The organism is Burkholderia sp. AU16482, from assembly GCF_002223285.1.
GTDB lineage: Bacteria > Pseudomonadota > Gammaproteobacteria > Burkholderiales > Burkholderiaceae > Burkholderia > Burkholderia semiarida.
In genome coordinates, this window is record NZ_NKEY01000006.1 from 1166742 (window position 1) to 1185556 (window position 18815).

General features: G+C 68.0%; 16 protein-coding genes. 11 read left to right on the forward strand and 5 right to left on the reverse strand.

Going from position 1 to position 18815, the window contains the following annotated elements; translation table 11 throughout:
• Positions 1 to 308: 308 nt before the first annotated feature.
• Positions 309 to 920 (reverse strand): C39 family peptidase, encoded by a 612-nt coding sequence (locus CFB35_RS22610; RefSeq protein ID WP_059574370.1) that lies wholly within the window; start codon positions 918 to 920, stop codon positions 309 to 311.
• A 285-nt stretch (positions 921 to 1205) separates the two neighbouring features.
• On the opposite strand from CFB35_RS22610, the gene CFB35_RS22615 reads away from it, so the two are divergent.
• A complete protein-coding gene (locus CFB35_RS22615; RefSeq protein WP_059608908.1) occupies positions 1206 to 2129 on the forward strand; it encodes a recombination-associated protein RdgC in 924 nt (307 codons plus the stop codon).
• Here the strand turns inward: CFB35_RS22615 and CFB35_RS34550 are convergent.
• Positions 2108 to 2317 (reverse strand): hypothetical protein, encoded by a 210-nt coding sequence (locus CFB35_RS34550; protein WP_143328752.1) that lies wholly within the window; start codon positions 2315 to 2317, stop codon positions 2108 to 2110. The genes CFB35_RS22615 and CFB35_RS34550 overlap by 22 nt on opposite strands.
• Before the next feature lie 295 nt (positions 2318 to 2612).
• On the opposite strand from CFB35_RS34550, the gene CFB35_RS22620 reads away from it, so the two are divergent.
• From CFB35_RS22620 to CFB35_RS22645, 6 genes are all read left to right on the forward strand, one after another.
• On the forward strand, positions 2613 to 3173 hold the full coding sequence (locus CFB35_RS22620; RefSeq protein WP_059574368.1) for a GNAT family N-acetyltransferase: 561 nt from the start codon (positions 2613 to 2615) through the stop codon (positions 3171 to 3173).
• A gap of 66 nt (positions 3174 to 3239) precedes the next feature.
• Positions 3240 to 4190: an ABC transporter substrate-binding protein gene (locus tag CFB35_RS22625; RefSeq protein ID WP_059574367.1), complete on the forward strand. Its 951-nt coding sequence runs from the start codon at positions 3240 to 3242 to the stop codon at positions 4188 to 4190.
• Between the two features lie 53 nt (positions 4191 to 4243).
• Positions 4244 to 5293 (forward strand): LLM class flavin-dependent oxidoreductase, encoded by a 1050-nt coding sequence (locus CFB35_RS22630; protein WP_059574366.1) that lies wholly within the window; start codon positions 4244 to 4246, stop codon positions 5291 to 5293.
• Between the two features lie 10 nt (positions 5294 to 5303).
• Positions 5304 to 6659, forward strand: a complete 1356-nt coding sequence (locus tag CFB35_RS22635) for an LLM class flavin-dependent oxidoreductase (protein WP_059574365.1) — start codon at positions 5304 to 5306, stop codon at positions 6657 to 6659.
• 61 nt (positions 6660 to 6720) lie between these two features.
• The gene (locus CFB35_RS22640; protein ID WP_081066521.1) at positions 6721 to 8520 is read left to right on the forward strand and encodes an amino acid ABC transporter permease/ATP-binding protein; all 1800 of its coding nucleotides are present in this window, start codon (positions 6721 to 6723) and stop codon (positions 8518 to 8520) included.
• 34 nt (positions 8521 to 8554) lie between these two features.
• Entirely contained in the window at positions 8555 to 9487 is a 933-nt protein-coding gene (locus CFB35_RS22645) for an ABC transporter substrate-binding protein (protein WP_059574364.1), read from the forward strand.
• Positions 9488 to 9562: 75 nt separating this feature from the next.
• Here CFB35_RS22645 and CFB35_RS22650 read toward each other — a convergent pair whose 3' ends face one another.
• Positions 9563 to 10657 (reverse strand): LLM class flavin-dependent oxidoreductase, encoded by a 1095-nt coding sequence (locus tag CFB35_RS22650; protein ID WP_059574363.1) that lies wholly within the window; start codon positions 10655 to 10657, stop codon positions 9563 to 9565.
• A 61-nt stretch (positions 10658 to 10718) separates the two neighbouring features.
• On the reverse strand, positions 10719 to 11687 hold the full coding sequence (locus tag CFB35_RS22655; RefSeq protein WP_059574362.1) for an ABC transporter substrate-binding protein: 969 nt from the start codon (positions 11685 to 11687) through the stop codon (positions 10719 to 10721).
• 297 nt (positions 11688 to 11984) lie between these two features.
• On the opposite strand from CFB35_RS22655, the gene CFB35_RS22660 reads away from it, so the two are divergent.
• The 3 genes from CFB35_RS22660 (at position 11985) to CFB35_RS22670 (ending at position 15226) form a co-directional block, all read left to right on the forward strand.
• Positions 11985 to 12902, forward strand: a complete 918-nt coding sequence (locus CFB35_RS22660) for a serine aminopeptidase domain-containing protein (RefSeq protein ID WP_059574361.1) — start codon at positions 11985 to 11987, stop codon at positions 12900 to 12902.
• The gene (locus CFB35_RS22665; RefSeq protein WP_059574360.1) at positions 12899 to 13330 is read left to right on the forward strand and encodes a MarR family winged helix-turn-helix transcriptional regulator; all 432 of its coding nucleotides are present in this window, start codon (positions 12899 to 12901) and stop codon (positions 13328 to 13330) included. The genes CFB35_RS22660 and CFB35_RS22665 overlap by 4 nt, the downstream gene beginning before the upstream one ends.
• 453 nt (positions 13331 to 13783) lie before the next feature.
• A complete protein-coding gene (locus CFB35_RS22670) occupies positions 13784 to 15226 on the forward strand; it encodes a sialidase family protein (protein WP_059574359.1) in 1443 nt (480 codons plus the stop codon).
• 60 nt (positions 15227 to 15286) lie between these two features.
• Here CFB35_RS22670 and adhP read toward each other — a convergent pair whose 3' ends face one another.
• Positions 15287 to 16315, reverse strand: a complete 1029-nt coding sequence (gene adhP / locus CFB35_RS22675) for an alcohol dehydrogenase AdhP (protein WP_089465583.1) — start codon at positions 16313 to 16315, stop codon at positions 15287 to 15289.
• Positions 16316 to 16728: 413 nt separating this feature from the next.
• Between adhP and CFB35_RS22680 the strand changes: the two genes are divergently transcribed.
• Complete coding sequence (locus CFB35_RS22680; protein ID WP_226094344.1) at positions 16729 to 18813, forward strand: TonB-dependent receptor; 2085 nt, start codon at positions 16729 to 16731, stop codon at positions 18811 to 18813.
• Positions 18814 to 18815 lie beyond the last annotated feature (2 nt).

Consider the following 18815-nt stretch of genomic DNA (forward strand, 5'->3'; position numbering starts at 1 on the left):
TGATAGTCGGCACAACGCCGCAACCCGGACAAACGCTATTGTCGGTCTGCTCGCCATAACATGGACAAAACCACTGCCCCACGTCGGACCGCGACGGTAGAACGGATGTTACGCCGGTCCCGCGTGCTTCGAACTGCGTTCGAACGGAGCGGATAAAGAATGCGCCCGTCAATGCACATTGAAGTTCTCCTCCCGCAACTATGACCCGTTCAGCGGAGCAACCGGGGCAATGCATTGGCTCGGTAGACTCCGGTTAATGTAGTGGCAACGTTAATACGTTCCACGCGAGCTGAGCGCCTTTTTCGTGTTTATGGCGCAATCAAAATCCCCCTGTTTGCGAAATAACGATCGAATGTACCGCGCTGCATCGCTACGTTCTCCTGCGTGTCAGGTTCAAAGCCTGACGGATTGTGGAAAATCCACTCGTCGGTCGCGGGATTGACGCCAAGCACCAGGACAAGGTGCCCGCCACGAGAGGGAGGCTCAAACCCGGCATGCCGGATGCCAGGATGAACGGACGCCATGAACATATATCCGTCACGCAAACTGCGCTCGACCGTGGACGATTCCATATGCTCGACGACACGACCTTCAATCTGAAAGCGTTCGCGGATCCAGTTTACGAATGGACGGTAGAGCAGGCGCTTTCCTTTGTCGCCCATCTCTGGTTGATAAACACCGAAGGTTACGGCGTCGCGCACGAGTTCCAACAGCGGGACCACTCGCGCGCTGCGATGCGCCAGCAACATCTTCAGGCACGCGATGCCGCAAATATGTGGGCTCCATTGCGCATATTCGTCCGGGCTGCTGGCACCAGAGTTACGCCAGAGCGGATCTTCCTCGGCGCGCAGTTCGCGCGACAGAAATCGTGAGATCAGGGCCCTGGATTCCCATTGGGAAAAATACGGTACATCAATCATTTGTCATCCCATGAACAAAAGTGCAACGCCTACGGCCGCCACTGCGCCGAAAGCAAGTTGCACGCGAAGCTTGCCTTCGTTGTAGAGAATGGCCGAGACGCCCAACAACAACGGAACACGGAGCGCAGCCAAATGCAACGGGCAGGATCGTCGGAGCGAGGCCATGGCCGTCTGCATTCGCTGATTGTGTGGAATTGTCGACGATCTGAATCAGGGTGTCGAACGCCTCTTCCTGCCCACCCGCCATCCGCGTCAGCTAGAATGACGCGCTTTGCCCGTCCTCCCATGTGGTTCAAGAACCTTCAGCTTCATCGTCTTCCGGCCCCTTGGGCCGTCACGCCCGACCAGATGGAAAAATGGCTGGCGCCTCACGCGTTCCAGCCCGGCAGCAGCGTCGAAATGCAGCGCGTCGGATGGGCGTCGCCGCGTGACGACGGCGCGCTCGTCTATTCGATCAACCGGCAGATGCTGCTGGTGTTTCGCGCCGAAAAGAAGCTGCTCCCGGCGTCGGTCGTCAATCAGGTCACCAAGGCGCGTGCGCTCGAGGTCGAGGAGCAGCAGGGCTTCAAGGTAGGCCGCAAACAACTGCGCGAACTCAAGGAGCAGGTGACCGACGAACTGCTGCCGCGCGCGTTCAGCATTCGCCGCGATACCCGTGTGTGGATCGACACGGCGAACGGCTGGCTCGTCATCGATGCGGCGGCACAAGCGCTTGCCGACGACGTTCGCAGCCTGCTCGTCAAGTCGATCGATCAACTGCCACTCGCCGGCGTTCAGGTGGCGCGCTCCCCGGTCGCCGCGATGACGGACTGGCTGCTGTCCGGCGAGGCGCCGGGCGGATTCACCGTCGACCAGGACGCCGAGTTGCGTTCGACCGGCGAAGGCGGCGCCACGGTGCGATACGTCGGCCACGCGCTGGAAGCGAGCGACATGCGCCGGCACATCGAAGCCGGCAAACAGTGCATGCGCCTCGCAATGACCTGGGATGACCGAATCTCGTTCGTGCTGACACCGTCGCTGACGATCAAGCGTGTCACGCCGCTCGACGTGATCAAGGAGGCGGCGGATCCCACCGCGCAGAATGACGACGAGCGCTTCGACTCGGACTTCACGCTGATGACCGGTGAATTGGCGCGGATGCTGACCGGTCTCGTCGATATTCTGGGTGGCGAACAGCACGACGCGATTCAGCAGGCGGCAGCGGCCTGAACGCCGTCGTTGTCGCGAATCGTCGCCCACGACGGCAGGGATTCGCGATGACGCGACCGTTCGAGGAGGTCCGTCGCCACGCTGGCGGCGGGCCGCGACCGGCCGCTCGCGACCCTGACGAGCCAGCCGCGAATCGGCATGGCCCGTCGGCCATCGAAATGACAACGCTCCCAATCCTCGGCGATCATCTACGTCGTACACACCTCGAACGGGCACCGCCCCCACCACGCCCGTTCGTCGACCCCACTCCCCCTGCAAGCCTTCTTCCACCGCCCGCGAAATCCTTATCGAAATTGCTTCGTTCGCCTTTCCCGGCCGCGCCGCTAACGTGTTCAAAACGGCGGCGGCGCGCCGAATGCCTCGCACGCAGCACGACAGCCGCCGCCATCACGACAACCGCGTCGCGATAACGGAACAGACCGGACGGGCCGCGTGCGCGCACCCCGCCGGGAACATCCGCATCGCGCGCCATTCGCGATGCCCATGGCCACGAACGACCGCATCATCGACACGACGCCGCTCGACGTCCGCGCGCAGCCGCTGATCGACGCGCTGATCGACGAATATTCGACCCGTTACGACGCGTACCGCCCGGACAGCCGAGCGTCGGCCCGCGACGAACTCGCGCGCTACCCGGCCGAACTGTTCGCGCCGCCCGAAGGCGCGTTCGTGCTCTTGCTGCGCGACGGCGAGACGATCGGCGGCGGCGCGTTCAAGCGCTACGACGCGCAAACCGCCGAACTGAAACGCATCTGGACGCGCACCGACCTGCGCCGCCAGGGCCTCGCGCGGCGCATCGTCGAAGCGCTCGAACTGCGCGCCGTGCAACAGGGCTATCGCCGCCTCTACCTGACCACCGGCTTTCGCCAGCCCGAAGCGTGGGCGCTGTACGACCGCACCGGCTATACGCGGCTGTTCGATTCGTCGATCGATCCCGAAGCGTATTTCCACCTGCGCTTCGGCAAGGATCTCGTCGATCCGTCGCGCACGTCGACGCTCACCGACTTGTGGGCGCCCGTGCCCGAAGCGGCGCTACCGCGCTGAGCGCACGGCGTCCCGCATTTCACCTCGCCCATTCCGCCTTCCACGCTTCCACGACAGGACGCTTTCATGCATCGAGCCGTATCGCTTTCCTCCCGTGCCGCGCACACACTGGCCGCCGCGCTGATCGGCCTGACCGCCTTCGCCGCCGCCACGGCCGCCGCCGCGACGTTCGACCTGAGCCCCGAGCAGCGCGGCCGTCCGCGTGGCACAGCCGATGCGGCAGTCGAGCGCGCGGTGCCCGCGTCGTTCAAGTTCGCCGAGCCCGGCGCGCTGACGATCGGCATCGCGCCGAGCCTGCCGCCGATCAGCTCCTATGCGACCGACGCGCGCACGGTGGTCGGCTTCGACGCCGATATTGGCCAGCTCGTGTCCGACAGCCTCGGCCGCAAGCTGAAAATCGTCGCGCTCGCATGGGCCGACTGGCCGCTGGCGCTCGAATCGGGGAAAGTCGACGCGGTGATCTCGAACGTGACCGTCACCGAGGAGCGCAAGCAGAAGTTCGATTTCTCGACCTATCGCAAGGATCAGGTCGGCTTCTACGTGCGCAACGACAGCAAGATCCAGCAGATCCGCGAGCCGAAGGACGTCGCCGGGCTGCGCATCGTGACCGATGCCGGCACCAATCAGGAAAAGATTCTGCTCGCGTGGGACCGCGAAAACGTCGCGCACGGGCTGAAACCGGTGCAGATCCAGTACTACGACGACCAGGCGATGCGCATCGTCGCCGTGCAGTCGGGCCGCGCCGACGCGGTGTTCAGCGTGAATTCGGTGCTCGCGTATCAAAGCGCGCAGCAAGGCAAGACGCGGCTCGTCGGTGCGATCAGCGGCGGCTGGCCGCGCACGGCCGACATCGCGATCGCGACGCGCCGCGGCAGCGGCCTCGCCGATCCGCTGACCGTCGCGCTGAACGGGCTGATCAAAAGCGGCCGCTACCGGCAGGTGCTCGATCGCTGGAACCTCGCATCCGAAGCGATCGACCAGTCGCGCACGAATCCGCCCGGGCTGCCGAAGAGCTGAGCGCCGCGCGCCCGCAACCGTCCATCCACGCTCACGCAGGAACGTCGCTCACCATGTCTTATTCGCTTTCGCTGCTGGACAAGAGTCCGATTGCCGACGGCGCGACCGCCGCCGATGCGCTGCGCTTCACCACGACGCTCGCGCAACGCGCGGAACAGCTCGGCTACGCGCGCTTCTGGGTCGCCGAGCATCACGGCACGCCGGGTTTCGCCAGCTCGGCGCCGGAGATCGTCGTCGCGCACCTGCTCGCGCACACGTCGCGCATCCGTATCGGCTCCGGCGGCGTGATGCTGCAGCACTACAGCCCGTTCAAGGTGGCCGAGACATTCAAGCTGCTGGCCGCACTCGCGCCGGGCCGCGTCGATCTCGGCATCGGCAAGGCGCCCGGCGGGCTGCCGCTGACCACGCGCGCGCTGCAGTGGTTCCACGACAAGGCGCGCAAGCCCGATTTCGCGGGGCAGCTCGCGGAGCTCGACGCGTTCCTCGGCTGGGGCGTGGCCGAAGATCATCCGCTCGCCGGCGCGGTGGCGATGCCGGCGCCGCCGCAGCTGCCCGAACGCATCCTGCTCGGCGGCTCGCCGGACAGCGGTGCGCTCGCCGCGCGCAACGGCTGGCGTTTCTGCTACGCGGGCCATTTCAACGGCGACGACGCGAATCTCGAACGCTCGCTCGACGCGTACCGCGGCGCGGGCGGCGAGAAGCCGCTCGTCGCGCTGTACGCGGTCGCCGCGCCGACGCGCGACGAGGCCGAGCAACTGATCGGGCCGCTGAAGATTTTCAAGCTGCAGTTCGCGGGCGGCCAGAGCTTCAACCTCGCCAGTGCACAGGCGGCTGCGGAATTCGCGCGGCAAAGCGGCGCGTCCGACTACCGGATCGACGAGTTGCGCCCGACGGTACTCGCCGATACGCCCGAGCGCATCCACCGCGCGCTCGACGCATTGAGCCGGCGGCTCGACGTCGATGCGTTCGTGATCGATTCGCCGGTCACCGACTACGCGGCGCGGCTCGCGTCGGTCGAATGGCTGGGCGGCGCGCTGTCCACCACCCCGTTGCACGCGGCCCTCAGCGCCGGCCGCTCCCTCTCCCCCGACCAGAACGCATGACGCTCCCATCATGACGACCCGACGATCGATCCCCTTCGGCCTGATGCTGCAAGGCGCAGGCAGCCACATGAACGCATGGCGGCATCCGAGCAACCCGCCGGATGCCAGCATCAACCTCGACTTCGCGATCGGCGTCGCACGCAAGGCGGAAGCCGCCGGCATCGCGTTCGCGTTCGTCGCGGACGGCCTCTACATCAACGAGAAGTCGATCCCGCACTTCCTGAACCGCTTCGAGCCGCTGACCGTGCTGTCGGCGCTCGCGGTCGCGACGAAGAAAATCGGGCTCGCGGGCACGATCTCGACGTCGTACAGCGAGCCGTTCACAGTCGCGCGCCAGCTCGCGTCGCTCGACGCGATCAGCGGCGGGCGCGCGGGCTGGAACGTCGTGACGACGCCGCTCGAAGGCACCGCGAAGAATTACGGCAAGGCGCACCCGGATCACGAGCTGCGCTACGAGATCGCCGACGAATACCTCGAGGTCGTGCAGGGGCTGTGGGACAGTTGGGACGACGATGCTTTCGTGCGCGACCGCGCGACCGGCCGCTTCTTCGATCGCGACAAGCTGCATACGCTCGATCATCACGGCCGCTTCTTCCAGGTCACGGGCCCGCTGAACATCCAGCGCTCGCCGCAGGGGCAGCCGGTGATATTCCAGGCCGGCTCGTCCGATACCGGCATCGGCCTCGCGGGCAAATACGCGGATGCCGTGTTCACGCATTCCCCGTCGATCGAGGAAACGGCCGCGTTCACGCGGCGCGTGAAACAGAGCGCGATCGAGCACGGGCGGCAGGCCGACGACGTGAAGATATTCCCCGGCGTCGGGCCGATCGTCGGCCGCACGGCCGCCGAAGCGGAGGACAAATACCAGGCGATCCGCGACCTGCTGACGATCGACGAGGCGCTCGCGTACCTCGGCCGCTATTTCGATCACCACGATTTCACGCAGTACGCGCTCGACGCGCCGTTCCCGGAACTCGGCGAGCTCGGCCGCAACAGCTTCCGCTCGACCACCGACCGGATCAAGGCCGATGCGAAGCGCAAGGGCCTGTCGCTGCGCGAGACGGCGCTCGCGGTCGCGACGCCGCGCCCGAACTTCATCGGCACGGCCGAGCACGTTGCCGACGAGCTGATCCGCTGGCACGACGCAGGCGCGGGCGACGGCTTCATCCTCGGCTTTCCGGTGCAGGCGCAGGGTGTCGACGATTTCATCGAGCTCGTGATCCCGGTGCTCGAGGCGCGCGGCCGCTACAGCCGCGACCTGCCCGGCGCCACGCTGCGCGACCACCTCGGCCTGCCGCGCAAGGCGAGCCGCTACGCGACGCCCGGCGCCGCCGCCCAGGAAACGGCCGCCGTAGCGCACGCCTGACGCGCCGCGCCGCCCGTGCGCGGCGCGCCCGCCGATCGACCGATTCGAGGATGCCAACGACATGAGCGACACGACCCACCTCGGCGGCGCGCTGCCGCCGCTCTCTTCCCCCGGCGCACGCGGGCCCGGCACGCGTTTGCGGATCGTGCCCGCGCGCCACCGGTCGCGCACGGCCGGCACCGTGCTCGCGCTCGCGCTGATCGCGATCACGCTGCATTCGATCCTCGGCAACCCGCAATGGGGCTGGCCGGTGTTCGCCGAATGGTTCCTGTCGCCGCCGGTGCTGTCGGGGCTCGCGCGCACGCTGGTGCTGACGCTGCTCGGCGCGGTGTTCGGCTTCGTGCTCGGCGCGTTCGTCGCGCTGGCGCGGCTGTCGCGTTCGCGCCTGCTGTCCGCCAGCGCGTGGACCTTCGTGTGGCTGTTCCGCTCGATTCCGCTGATCGTGCTGCTGCTGATCCTGAACAACCTCGGCTACCTGTACGAGCACGTGCGGCTCGGTGTGCCGTTCACCGACATCGTGTGGTTCGACACGCCGACGACCGACCTGATCAGCCCGTTCCTCGCGGCCGTGCTCGGCCTCACGCTGAACCACGCGGCGTTTTCCGCGGAAGTGATCCGCGGCGGCATTCTCGCGGTCGACCAGGGCCAGCTCGAAGCCGCCGCCGCGCTCGGTCTGCCGCGCGGCCGCCAGACCTCGCGGATCGTGCTGCCGCAGGCGATGCGCGCGATCCTGCCGACCGCGTTCAACGACCTGATCACGCTCGCGAAAGGCACGTCGATGGTGTACGTGCTCGCGATGCCCGAGCTGTTCTACACGGTGCAGGTGATCTATCGCCGCAACCTCGAAGTGATTCCGCTGCTGATGGTCGCGACCGTCTGGTACCTGATCATCCTGACCGTGCTGTCCGCGATCCAGGTGCAGGTCGAGCGGCACTATGCACGCGGCGCGCTGCGCAATCCGCCGCCGTCGGTGGTCACGTTCGCGCTCGCGCGCGTCGGCGGGCTGTGGCGGCGTGTCGCGTCGCGCCGCGCGGCCTCGATCGCTCGTGCACACAGCAATGCCGGCACGCATGCCGATACCGCTGCGGCCGTCTCGCGCACCGGCGGCGAAGTGGCCGTGCATGGCGTGTCGAAGCAGTTCGGCATGCAGCGCGTGCTCGACAACGTGTCGTTCGTCGCGCCGCGCGGCAGCGTGACCGTGATCGTCGGGCCGTCGGGCTCCGGCAAATCGACGCTGCTGCGCACGATCAACCATCTCGAACGCGTCGACGACGGTTTCATCGACATCGACGGCGAACTGATCGGCTATCGCCGCGACGGCGACGTGCTGCACGAGCTGAAGGAGCGCGACGTGCTGAAGCGGCGCACGGCCGTCGGCATGGTGTTCCAGAACTTCAACCTGTTCCCGCACCTGACGGTGCTCGAGAACCTGATCGAAGCGCCGGTCGCCGTCACCGGCGTGACGCGCGATGCGGCCGAGCACACCGCGCGTACGCTGCTCGCACGGGTCGGCCTCGCGGACAAGGCCGACGCGTACCCGCGCCAGTTGTCCGGCGGCCAGCAGCAACGCGTCGCGATCGCGCGGGCGCTTGCGTTGCGTCCGAAGGTGCTGCTGTTCGACGAGCCGACGTCGGCGCTCGATCCCGAACTCGTCAACGAAGTGCTCGACGTGATCAAGGAACTCGCGCGCTCGGGCACGACGCTCGTGATCGTCACGCACGAGATCGGCTTCGCGCGCGAAGTCGCGGACCACGTGCTGTTCATGGAGCGCGGGCGCATCGTCGAGGCCGGGCCGCCCGCCGTCGTGCTCGACGCGCCGGCGCATGCGCGCACCCGCGCGTTCCTGTCGCGGGTGCTGTGATGCGCGCCGCTCCCGACTCGCGAGGTGCCGCACGATGACCGATCGACGCCAGTTCATCGTGGCCGCGCTGGCCGCGGCATCGGGCCTGCCGTGGCATGCGGCGCGCGCGGCGGCCGCCACTGCCGACCTCGACCCGCGCCAGGCCGGCCGCCTGCGCGCCGGCCCCGACGACGCGGCCATCCGCGCGGCCAGCGGCTACCGCTGGGTGCGCGACGGCGCGTTCACGGTCGCGATTTCACCGCACGCGCCGCCCGTGTCGACCTATGCGACCGACGCCCGCACCGTGGTCGGCGCCGATCCCGACTATGCGCAATTGGTCGCGGACACACTCGGCCGCACGCTCGTGCTGGTGCCGATCGCGTGGGCCGACTGGCCGCTCGGGCTGACGTCCGGCAAATACGATGCGGTGATCTCGAACGTCGGCGTGACCGAGAAGCGCAAGGAGAAATACGATTTCACGACCTACCGGCTCGGGCTGCACGGCTTCTACGTGCGCACCGGCAGCCCCATCGCGAAGATCGCGGAGCCGAAGGACGTCGCGGGTTTGCGCATCATCACCGGCGCCGGCACGAGCCAGGAGCGCATCCTGCTCGAATGGAGCAAGCGCAACGTCGCGCAGGGGTTGAAGCCGGCCGAGCTGCTCTATTTCGACGACGATGCGACCGCGCGCGTCGCGCTGCTGTCGGGCCGGGCCGATGCGGAGCTGAACCCGAACGCATCGCTCGCGTACGAGGCCGCGCGCACGGGCAAGATCCGCCGCGTCGGCGTCGTCAATGCGGGCTGGCCGGCGAATGCGGACGTCGCGATCGCGACGCGTCGCGGCAGCGGGCTCGCGCCCGCGCTCACGCTCGCGACCAACGCGCTGATCGGCAACGGCCGCTACGGGCAGGCGCTCGCGCGCTGGGGTTTGCAGAGCGAGGCGATCGCGCGGGCGGAGACCAATCCGCCGGGGTTGCCGTCGTTCTGAGCGTTTCGTTCAAAACCATCGCTCCGGCATGTCGTCACGGACATACCGGGGCGATTCGATTGACTTGTCGTTCCCCTACGCGGGCACCGCGGACCGAGAGCGATCGAGTTCCGCAATGTGCGCGTGAATCGCCGGGATCAGGTCGCGCCCGTAGGCCAGCGCATCGTCGAGCGGATCGAAACCGCGAATCAGGAACGTCGAGACGCCGAGCCGGTAATACGCGCCCAGCGCTCGCGCAACCTGTTTCGGCGTGCCGACCAGCGCGGTCGAATTCCAGCGTGCGCCGGTCAGGTTCGCGACACCCATCCACAGCCGCTCGTCGAGCACGTCGCCCTGCGCGGCGGCCGCCATCAGCCGCTGCGAGCCCGCATTCTGCGGCGCGTGGCCGTCGATCGGCTGGCCGTTCGCGAGCCGCGCCGCACGCACGCGCTCGCGGGTCGCCTCCGCTTTCTCCCACGCGGCCGCCTCGGTATCGGCGACGATCGGCCGGAACGACACGCTGATGCGCGGCACACGCCCGAACGGCGCGGCGGCGGCCCGCACGCGCGCGATCTGCTCGCGCACCGCGTCGAGCGGCTCGCCCCACGTCATGTAGACATCCGCATGCTCGCCCGCGACCGCGAGCGCAGCCGGCGACGAGCCGCCGAAATAGATCGGCACATGCGGTCGTTGCGCGCCCTTCACGACCGGCGACGCACCGCGCAGCCGATAGAACGGGCCGTCGTGATCGACCGGCGCATCGGCCAGCCAGATCCGTTTCAGCACGTCGAGATATTCGCCGGTGCGGCGGTAGCGCGCATCGTGCGGCACGAAATCGCCGTCGCGCTGCAGGTCCGCATCGTCGCCGCCCGACACCACGTTCAGCGCGAGCCTTCCACCGCTGAACACGTCGAGCGTCGCTATCTGCCGCGCGGCGGCCGACGGCACGATCACGCCCGGCCGGTGCGCGAGCAGCAGGCGGATGCGTTCGGTCGCGGCGGCCGCGAACGACGCGACGATGAAGCCGTCCGCCGCGTTGCTGAAATGGCCGATCAGGATCTGGTCGAAACCAGCGGCCTCGTGCGCCCGCGCGAAGCGGCGCACGTAGTCGGGCTGGACGGCCGCGCCGCCCGGTACGTCGACCTCCGCGCCGGGTGTCGCGGTGATCATGCCGATGATGTCGACTGGCATGTCGGGATGTCCTTGGGTATGTCGATCAGGAATCGCTGCAATCGTGACGCGGGCCGCCCGGTCACTGCGCGGCGGCCGTCTTTTGCGCGGGCGCGGCGAACGCGCCCGCATACGAGCGGTCGAGCAGCTTCGACGTGTCGTACGCGGCCGGAATCACGCCGGCCTTGTACAGGAAATCGGCCGTGTTCTGCGCATCCTTCGCGGCCGTTTCGTCGACCGGGCCGACGCGCTGTTTCGCGTTGTCGAGCCAGCGATACGCGACGTCGGGTTCGAGCTTCGCGCGTTTCGCCCACAGGTCCGCGTACTCGCGCGGATGAGTGTCGACCCACTGGCGCGCCACCACCACGCGCCGCAGGAAATCGGTGATCTCGGCGCGCTTGCCCGACGCGGCCTGCTCGTTCGCGGCGACGAAGCTCAGCGCCGGCATCAGCCCTTGCGCGGTGGCCACGGGGCGCGCGCCTTGCCGCAATGCGAGCGTGCTGACGAACGGCTCCCACAGCGACACCGCGTCGACCGAACCGTTCGCGAGCGCGTTGGTCGCGTCGATCGGCATCAGGTACGCGTACTTCACCGAATCGGCGCGCAGGCCCGCATGTTCGAGCGCGCGCAGCACGAGCTGCTGGCTCCAGGCGCCGCGCCATACCGCGATGGTCTTGCCCTGCAGGTCGGCCACGGTCCGCACCGGCGAGTGCTTCGGCACGAGGATCGCGACGCCGTCGAGGCTCTGCCGCGATACCGCGACGACCTTGACCGGCGCGCCGCGCGCGGCCAGCGTGAGCAGCGCGGAATCGCCGAGGAAGCCGAGGTCGATTGCGTTGCCGTTCAGGCTTTCGGCCACCGGCGCGGCGGCCTGGAAGTGCTTCCACTCGATCGTGTAAGGCAGGTCCTTCAGCACGCCGGATGCTTCCATCGACGCCTGGATGTTGAAGTAGTTCTGTTCACCCACGCGCAGCGTGACGGTGTCTTTGGCGATGCCCGGCTGCGCGGCGAGCGCCAGCAAGAGCGCCGTGACGATTCGGCTCGGCAACATGATCTCCCGGAAGGTTGGCGGGCGGCCTTGCGACGGCGACGCCCTATGGTCCGCCGTGCGAAACCGCCGGCGCAACGGATGGAACCGGTGAAGATACGTCGATCCGTTTCATGACACAAACGCAATATTCTTCTATGTAAAGATGCAAATATTTTATGAATTACGCGTGCATGCCCGGGGCTCGCCGCACCACCGCCGCCACGTGAAGTTCGAATGATTCCTCGATGGATATTTCGCGCACGAAATAAATCCCGCACTATATTTCGCATACGAAACAACTGCCCGAACGAGGACGCCATGACCGCCCGACCCATCGAGTTTTCCGCCGCCGACGGCTATGTGCTGCACGGCACGCTGTGGTCGCCGCATGCACCGCCGCGCGCGCTGGTGCTGATCCATCCGGCGACGGCCGTGCCCGAGCGGCTGTATGCAGGCTTCGCGCGCTTCCTGACGGAGCGCGGTTTCGCGGCGCTGACCTACGACTATCGCGGCATCGGCGCATCGCGGCCCGCGCGTCTGGGCGCGCTGCAGGCCCGCATGCGCGACTGGATGGAGCTCGACGTCGGCGCCGCGACCGCCTGGGCCCGGCACACGTATGAAGGGCTGCCGCTGCTGGCGGTCGGCCATAGCGTCGGCGGGCATGCGATCGGGCTGTCCGGCGCGACGCCGCATCTGCGCGCGGCCGTGCTGGTCGCCGCGCACGCGGGCAGCACGCGGCTGATCGCGCCGGCGGCCGAACGCCTGAAGGTGCGGCTGATCCTGCGCGTGCTCGGCCCGCTGACGTCCGCACTGCTCGGCTACGTGCCCGGCAGGCGGCTCGGGCTCGGCGAGGATCTGCCGGCCGGCGTGTTCCGCGAATGGAGCCGCTGGACGACGCTGCCGCACTACTTCTTCGACGATCCGACGCTCGGCGCGGCCGAGCGCTTCTCGAAGCAGCGCTTGCCGATCCTCGCGCTCGGCTTCGACGACGATCCGTGGGCGAATCCGGCCGCGATCGGCCTGCTGGTAAGCTATCTGACCCGCGCGAAGGTCGAACGCCGCCAGATCGATCCGCGCGCGGCGGGCAGCGGCCCGGTCGGGCACATGGGCTTCTTTCGGAGGCGGCCCGGCGCGGTGCTGTGGCCCGACGTCGCCGACTGGCTCGCGCAGGCGCTCGACACGCCGCGCACCGCGGGCCGCCCCTCCCTTTCCATTGCAGCCGGGAACCCAGCTTGAGCGAAGACCGACGACTGTTTTTCCTGTTGAACATCGGCCAGCGGCGCGTGCAGCGCTGGATCGACCGCAAGGCCGAAACCGACACGCGCGCGAGCGCCGCGCAGGCCGGCGCGCTGTTCTGCCTCGCGAAGCAGGACGGCGCGCTGATCGGCGAAGTCGGCGCCGCGCTGCAGCTCGCGCCATCCGCGATGACAGGGCTCGCCGACCGGATGGCGAAGGCCGGCCTCATCACGCGCCATGCCGATTCGGACGACGGCCGGGCGACGCGGCTGTACCTGACCGACGCAGGCCACGCGGCCCTCAAGCGTGCGCGCGTGCTGCTGCGCGAACTCAACGGTAAGCTCTGCGACGGGTTTTCCGATGACGAACTCGACGTCGTCGCCCGCTGGCTGCACGCATTGCAGGAGCGGTTTCCGGCGGAGCGCTGAACGGCGCTTCACGCGCGCGCGACCGGCTCGTGCCGGCATCGATCGCAACCGATTGCGATTCGCGTTTTCGATTCGATTTTCATGCCGCCGCAACGGCAAATCTTGCGTGCCGGACGCCCGCTTCCGGCAACGGTTTCCGGCTACGTCCTGTTACAAAAAACCGCCTGTCGCGCGACATTCGAATCGCCTACATTGCAATCCACTTCGAGACATTCGTCGCATGCCCGGACTGGCTTTCCCGACGGGTCGACATCGCAGACACAGCCGACAAGCAAGGAAAACGAAGAGGAGTCTTGACCGAAGCGCTGGCGGCATCCAGCGCACGCGGATCGCGATGGCTGAAACGGCATGCTGAACGGCACGTAACGACGCGTGCGGCACGACCGGCCGCACCGGTTCGCGTCGTCTCGTCGTGCCCCGCCATCGCCTCCGCACCTCACCGAGGAGTCGTCCATGCGACGCATGATCGTGTCCCATCCGCTTGTTACCCGCCTGTCCGCCGCGATGGCGCTGGCCGCCGCCGCCGCGGCGCACGCCGAGCCCGTCGTCGTGTCCGGGCCGAGCCCGTTCGCCGCGTGCACCATCGGCGGCCCGGGCACCAACTACGTGAATGCAGAAGTCGAACCGTGGCTCGCGGTCAATCCGGCGAACCCGAACAACATGATCGGCGTGTGGCAGCAGGACCGCTGGTCGAACGGCGGCGCCCACGGGCTCGTCGCCGGCTATACGTTCGACGCCGGCGCGACCTGGGCGCGCACGCCGCAACCGTTCAGCGCCTGCGCGCCGGGCGGGCTCAAGTACGAACGCGCGTCCGATCCATGGGTCTCGTTCGGGCCGGACGGCACCGCGTACTCGGTGTCGATCTCGTTCAACCAGTCGAACAACGGCAACGCGGTGGGCGCATCGGTGTCGACCGACGGCGGACAGACGTGGAGCAGCCCGGCCGTGCTGATCGCGAACGACGAGCCGACGACGCAGTTCTTCAACGACAAGGAATCGGTGACGGCCAACCCGGTGAAGGCCGGCACCGCATACGCGGTATGGGACCGTCTCGAACTGCCGAACGGCAACCCGTACGCGAACCTGCACACGCAGGCGTACCGCGGGCCCACGCTGTTCTCGAAGACGACCGACGGCGGCAAGACGTGGAGCGCCGCGAAGGTCATCGTCAACGTGCCGTCGCGCCAGCAGACGATCGGCAACCAGATCGTCGTCGATCCGAAGAGCGGCACGCTCTACGATTTCTTCGACCTGATCCAGCCGCCGTTCGGCAAGGCGGCCGGCAAGGTCGCGTTCGTCAAGTCGACCGACGACGGCGCGACGTGGACCAAGCCGCGGATCATCGCGGGGCTGCAGACGGTCGGCGTCACGGATCCGAACACCGGCGAACCCGTGCGCACCGGCGACATCATTCCGGAACCCGCGATCGACCCGGCATCGGGCCAGCTCTACGTCGTGTGGCAGGACAGCCGCTTCAATGGCGGCACGTACGACGAGATCGCGATATCGACGTCGAAGGATGGCGGCGCGACGTGGAGCGCCCCGCGACAGGTGAACACGCCGACCGGGCGCCCCGCGTTCAATCCGTCGGTGCGCGTCGACAACACGGGTGCGGTGATGGTCACGCACTACGACTTCCGCGACCTGCAGGCCGGCAACACGACGACGCTGCCGACCGGCTTCTGGCGCAAGATCTCGCACGACGGCGGCGCCACGTTCGCCGACGAGCGGCGCGTCGGCGGCCCGTTCGACATGAAGCTCGCGCCCAACGCCGGCGGGTTCTTCATCGGCGACTACCAGGGGCTCGACGTCATGCCGTCGTCGTTCCATCCGTTCTTCGTGCAGACGAGCGCGGGCAACCTGACGAACCGCACCGACGTGTTCTTCGCGCCGTGATGCGCGGATGACCGTCACGCCGCCGCGACGCGATGCGTCGCACGGCGGCGTGCGCGGGCATCAATGCATGTCGGTGAGCACGATGCGCCCGTCGACCTTCCCTTCCCGGAGCTTCGCGAACACGTCGTTGATGTTGCCGAGCCGATCGCGATGGATATGCGCGCGCACCAGGCCGTCCGCCGCGAAATCGAGCGACTCCTGCAGATCGCGGCGCGTACCGACGATCGACCCGCGCACGGTGATGCCGTTCAGCACGGTCGAGAAGATCGGCAGCGGGAAATCGCCGGGCGGCAGCCCGTTGAGCGCCACCGTACCGCCGCGCCGGACCATCCCGAGCGCCTGCGCGAACGCGCCGCGCGACACGGCCGTGACCAGCACGCCGTGCGCGCCGCCGATTTCCTTCTGGATCACTTTCGCGGGATCGTCGACCGACGCATCGATCGTCAGATGCGCACCCAGTTGCCGCGCCAGCGCGAGCTTGTCGGGTGAAATGTCGATCGCGGCGACGTGCAGGCCCATCGCACGCGCATACTGCACGGCCACGTGCCCGAGGCCGCCGATGCCGGAGATCGCGAGCCACTGGCCCGGGCGCGTATCGGTGACGCGAATGCCCTTGTAGACCGTGACGCCCGCGCACAGGATCGGCGCGATCTCGTCGAACGCCACCTGCGCGGGCAACTGGCCGACGTAATCGGGATCGGCCAGCACGTATTCGGCGTAGCTGCCGTTCACCGAATAGCCGGTGTTCTGCTGGCCATGGCACAGCGTTTCCGAGCCCGTGCAGCAGTACTCGCAATGGCCGCAGGCCGTGTAGAGCCACGGCACGCCGACGCGATCGCCCTCGCGCACGTGCGTGACACCCGCGCCGACCGCCGCGACGATCCCCACGCCTTCGTGGCCGGGGATGAACGGCAGCGACGGCTTGACGGGCCAGTCGCCGTCGGCCGCGTGCAGATCGGTATGGCAGACGCCCGACGCCTTGATGTTGACGAGAATCTGGCCGGGCCCCGGCGTCGGGACCGGCACCTCCTCGATACGCAACGGCTCGCCGAACGCGTGTACCACGGCCGCTTTCATGGTCTGGGTCATGCGTTGCTCCTGTCTGGTCGATGAGCGACCCAGTATCCGGTTTCGGAATCGGAGCGCGTTGATACGCGTCAACGCATTGGAACGGATGCAGCGGTCGACGCGGCTTCGCCACGATCGGCGTCGTTTGACGCGCAAGCGCGAGCCGGCGGTTGCACGCCGCCCGCCGCTCCCGCCGCGCTTTCACCGTTCCAACGGAAAGCCGACGAGATCCCGTCATCCAGCTTGGAATTTGACATGATATAACATATCATTTCGCGTGCTCGTCCCCCTGACACCGTTCCAGCCAGGTGGCCGCGCGTCGCCGAGCCATGTTCCCACGGGTCACTGCGCGTCACTGACGCAACAATATATCGTATCTATCCGTGACCCGTATCGCTCGTTATCCGATCCCGATTCCAACCGATTCACCGACCATGCGCGACCTCCCTCGCTTACCGCTTCGCCCGCTCTCGTCCCTGTCGCTGATGCTGTTCGCCGCCGTCGCCCACGCGCAGACCGATGCGCCCGCCGCACCCGGCACGCCAGCCGCCTCATCGTCGCCGCTCGCGCCGATCTTCGTGACGGCGAACCCGCTCGGCGACGCCGAACCGATCGCACCGACCGTCCAGCTTTCCGGCGATGCGCTGACGCGCCGCCAGGCCGATTCGCTCGGCGAAACACTCGACGGACTGCCCGGCGTGTCGACCACCACCTACGGGCCGATGGTCGGCCGTCCGATCATCCGCGGGATGGACGGCGACCGGATCCGGCTGCTGCAGAACGGCGTCGCGGCGTATGACGCGTCGTCGCTGTCGTACGACCACGCGGTGCCGCAGGATCCGCTGTCGATCGAGCGCGTCGAGATCGTGCGCGGCCCGGCCGCGCTGCTGTACGGCGGCAATGCGGTGGGCGGCGTGGTCAACACGATCGACAACCGGATTCCGCGCGAGGCGATCCAGGGCGTGACCGGCGCGCTCGACGCGCGCTATGGCGGCGCGAATTCCGTGCGCGCCGGCGCCGCGCAGGTCGAAGGCGGCAACGGCCGCTTCGCGTTCCACGTCGACGCATTCGATCGCGAAACGAGCAAGCTGCGGATTCCCGGCTACGCACGCAGCAGCCAGCAACGCGCGATCGACGGCCCCGACACGCCGCAGCCGGAAGGCAACGTGCCGAACAGCGACGGCCGCGTGCACGGCGGTGCGGTCGGCGCGTCGTACACGTGGGCGGACGGTTTCGCGGGCCTGTCGTACAGCGGCTACGAATCGAACTACGGCTCCGTCGCGGAGAGCGACGTGCGGCTGCGGATGCGCCAGGAACGCCTCGCGCTCGCATCCGAGGTGCGCAACCTGAGCGGGCCGTTCACGAAGCTGAAATTCGATTTCGCCTACACCGACTATCGCCACAAGGAGGTCGACAACGGCGAGACCGCGACCACCTTCCGCAATCGCGGCTACGAGGCGCGCATCGAGGCGCGCCATCGCAAGATCGGGCCGTTCGAAGGCGCGATCGGCGTGCAGTTCGGCCAGAACACGTTCTCGGCGCTGGGCGACGAAATGCTCGTGCCGTCCACGCGCACCAACAGCGTCGCGCTGTTCGGCCTCGAGGAATGGCAGGTCGTTCCGGCGCTGAAGTTGAGCTTCGGCGGCCGCTTCGAGCACGTGAAGGTCGGTCCCGATCCGGCCGGCGTGGAGAAATTCGCGCTCGCGCAGCCGCGCGACTTCAACGCGGGCAGCCTGTCGGCCGGCGCGCTGTTCTCGCTGACGCCCGTATGGTCGGTCGCGGCGAACGTCGCGTACACCGAACGCGCGCCGACGTTCTACGAGCTGTATTCGAACGGCCCGCACGATGCGACCGGCCAGTTCCTGATCGGCAACCCGAACGCGTCGAAGGAAAAGGCCGTGTCGACCGACCTGTCGCTGCGCTATGCGAGCGGGCCGAACCGCGGCAGCGTCGGCGTGTTCTACAACCGCTTCTCGAACTATCTGACCGAATACAACACCGGCCGCGTGGTGGACGACGACGGCGAACCGGTCGCGCCCGGCACCGACGGCTCGTTCAACGAGGCGATCTATCGCGGCGTGCGCGCCGAGTTCTACGGCATCGAGCTGGACGGCAAGTGGCGTGCATTCGCGCGACGCGGCCATACGGTCGATCTCGAACTGACGGCCGACTACACGCACGCGCGCAACGTCGATACGGGCCAGCCGCTGCCGCGCATCGCGCCGCTGCGCGCGACGCTGGCAGCCGACTACGGCTACGGCCCGTTCGGCGCGCGTGCGCAAGTCACGCACGCGTGGTCGCAGCATCGCGTGCCCGACAACGACTTCTCCACCGACGGCTACACGTCGCTCGGCGTGATGCTGACGTACAAGTTCCGCGTCGGGCCTACGCACTGGCTCGCGTACCTGCGCGGCGACAACCTGACGAACCAGGAGATTCGCTACGCGACGTCGGTCGTGCGCGGCTTCGCCCCGCAAGGCGGCCGCAGCGTGATGGCCGGACTGCGCACCACGTTCTGACC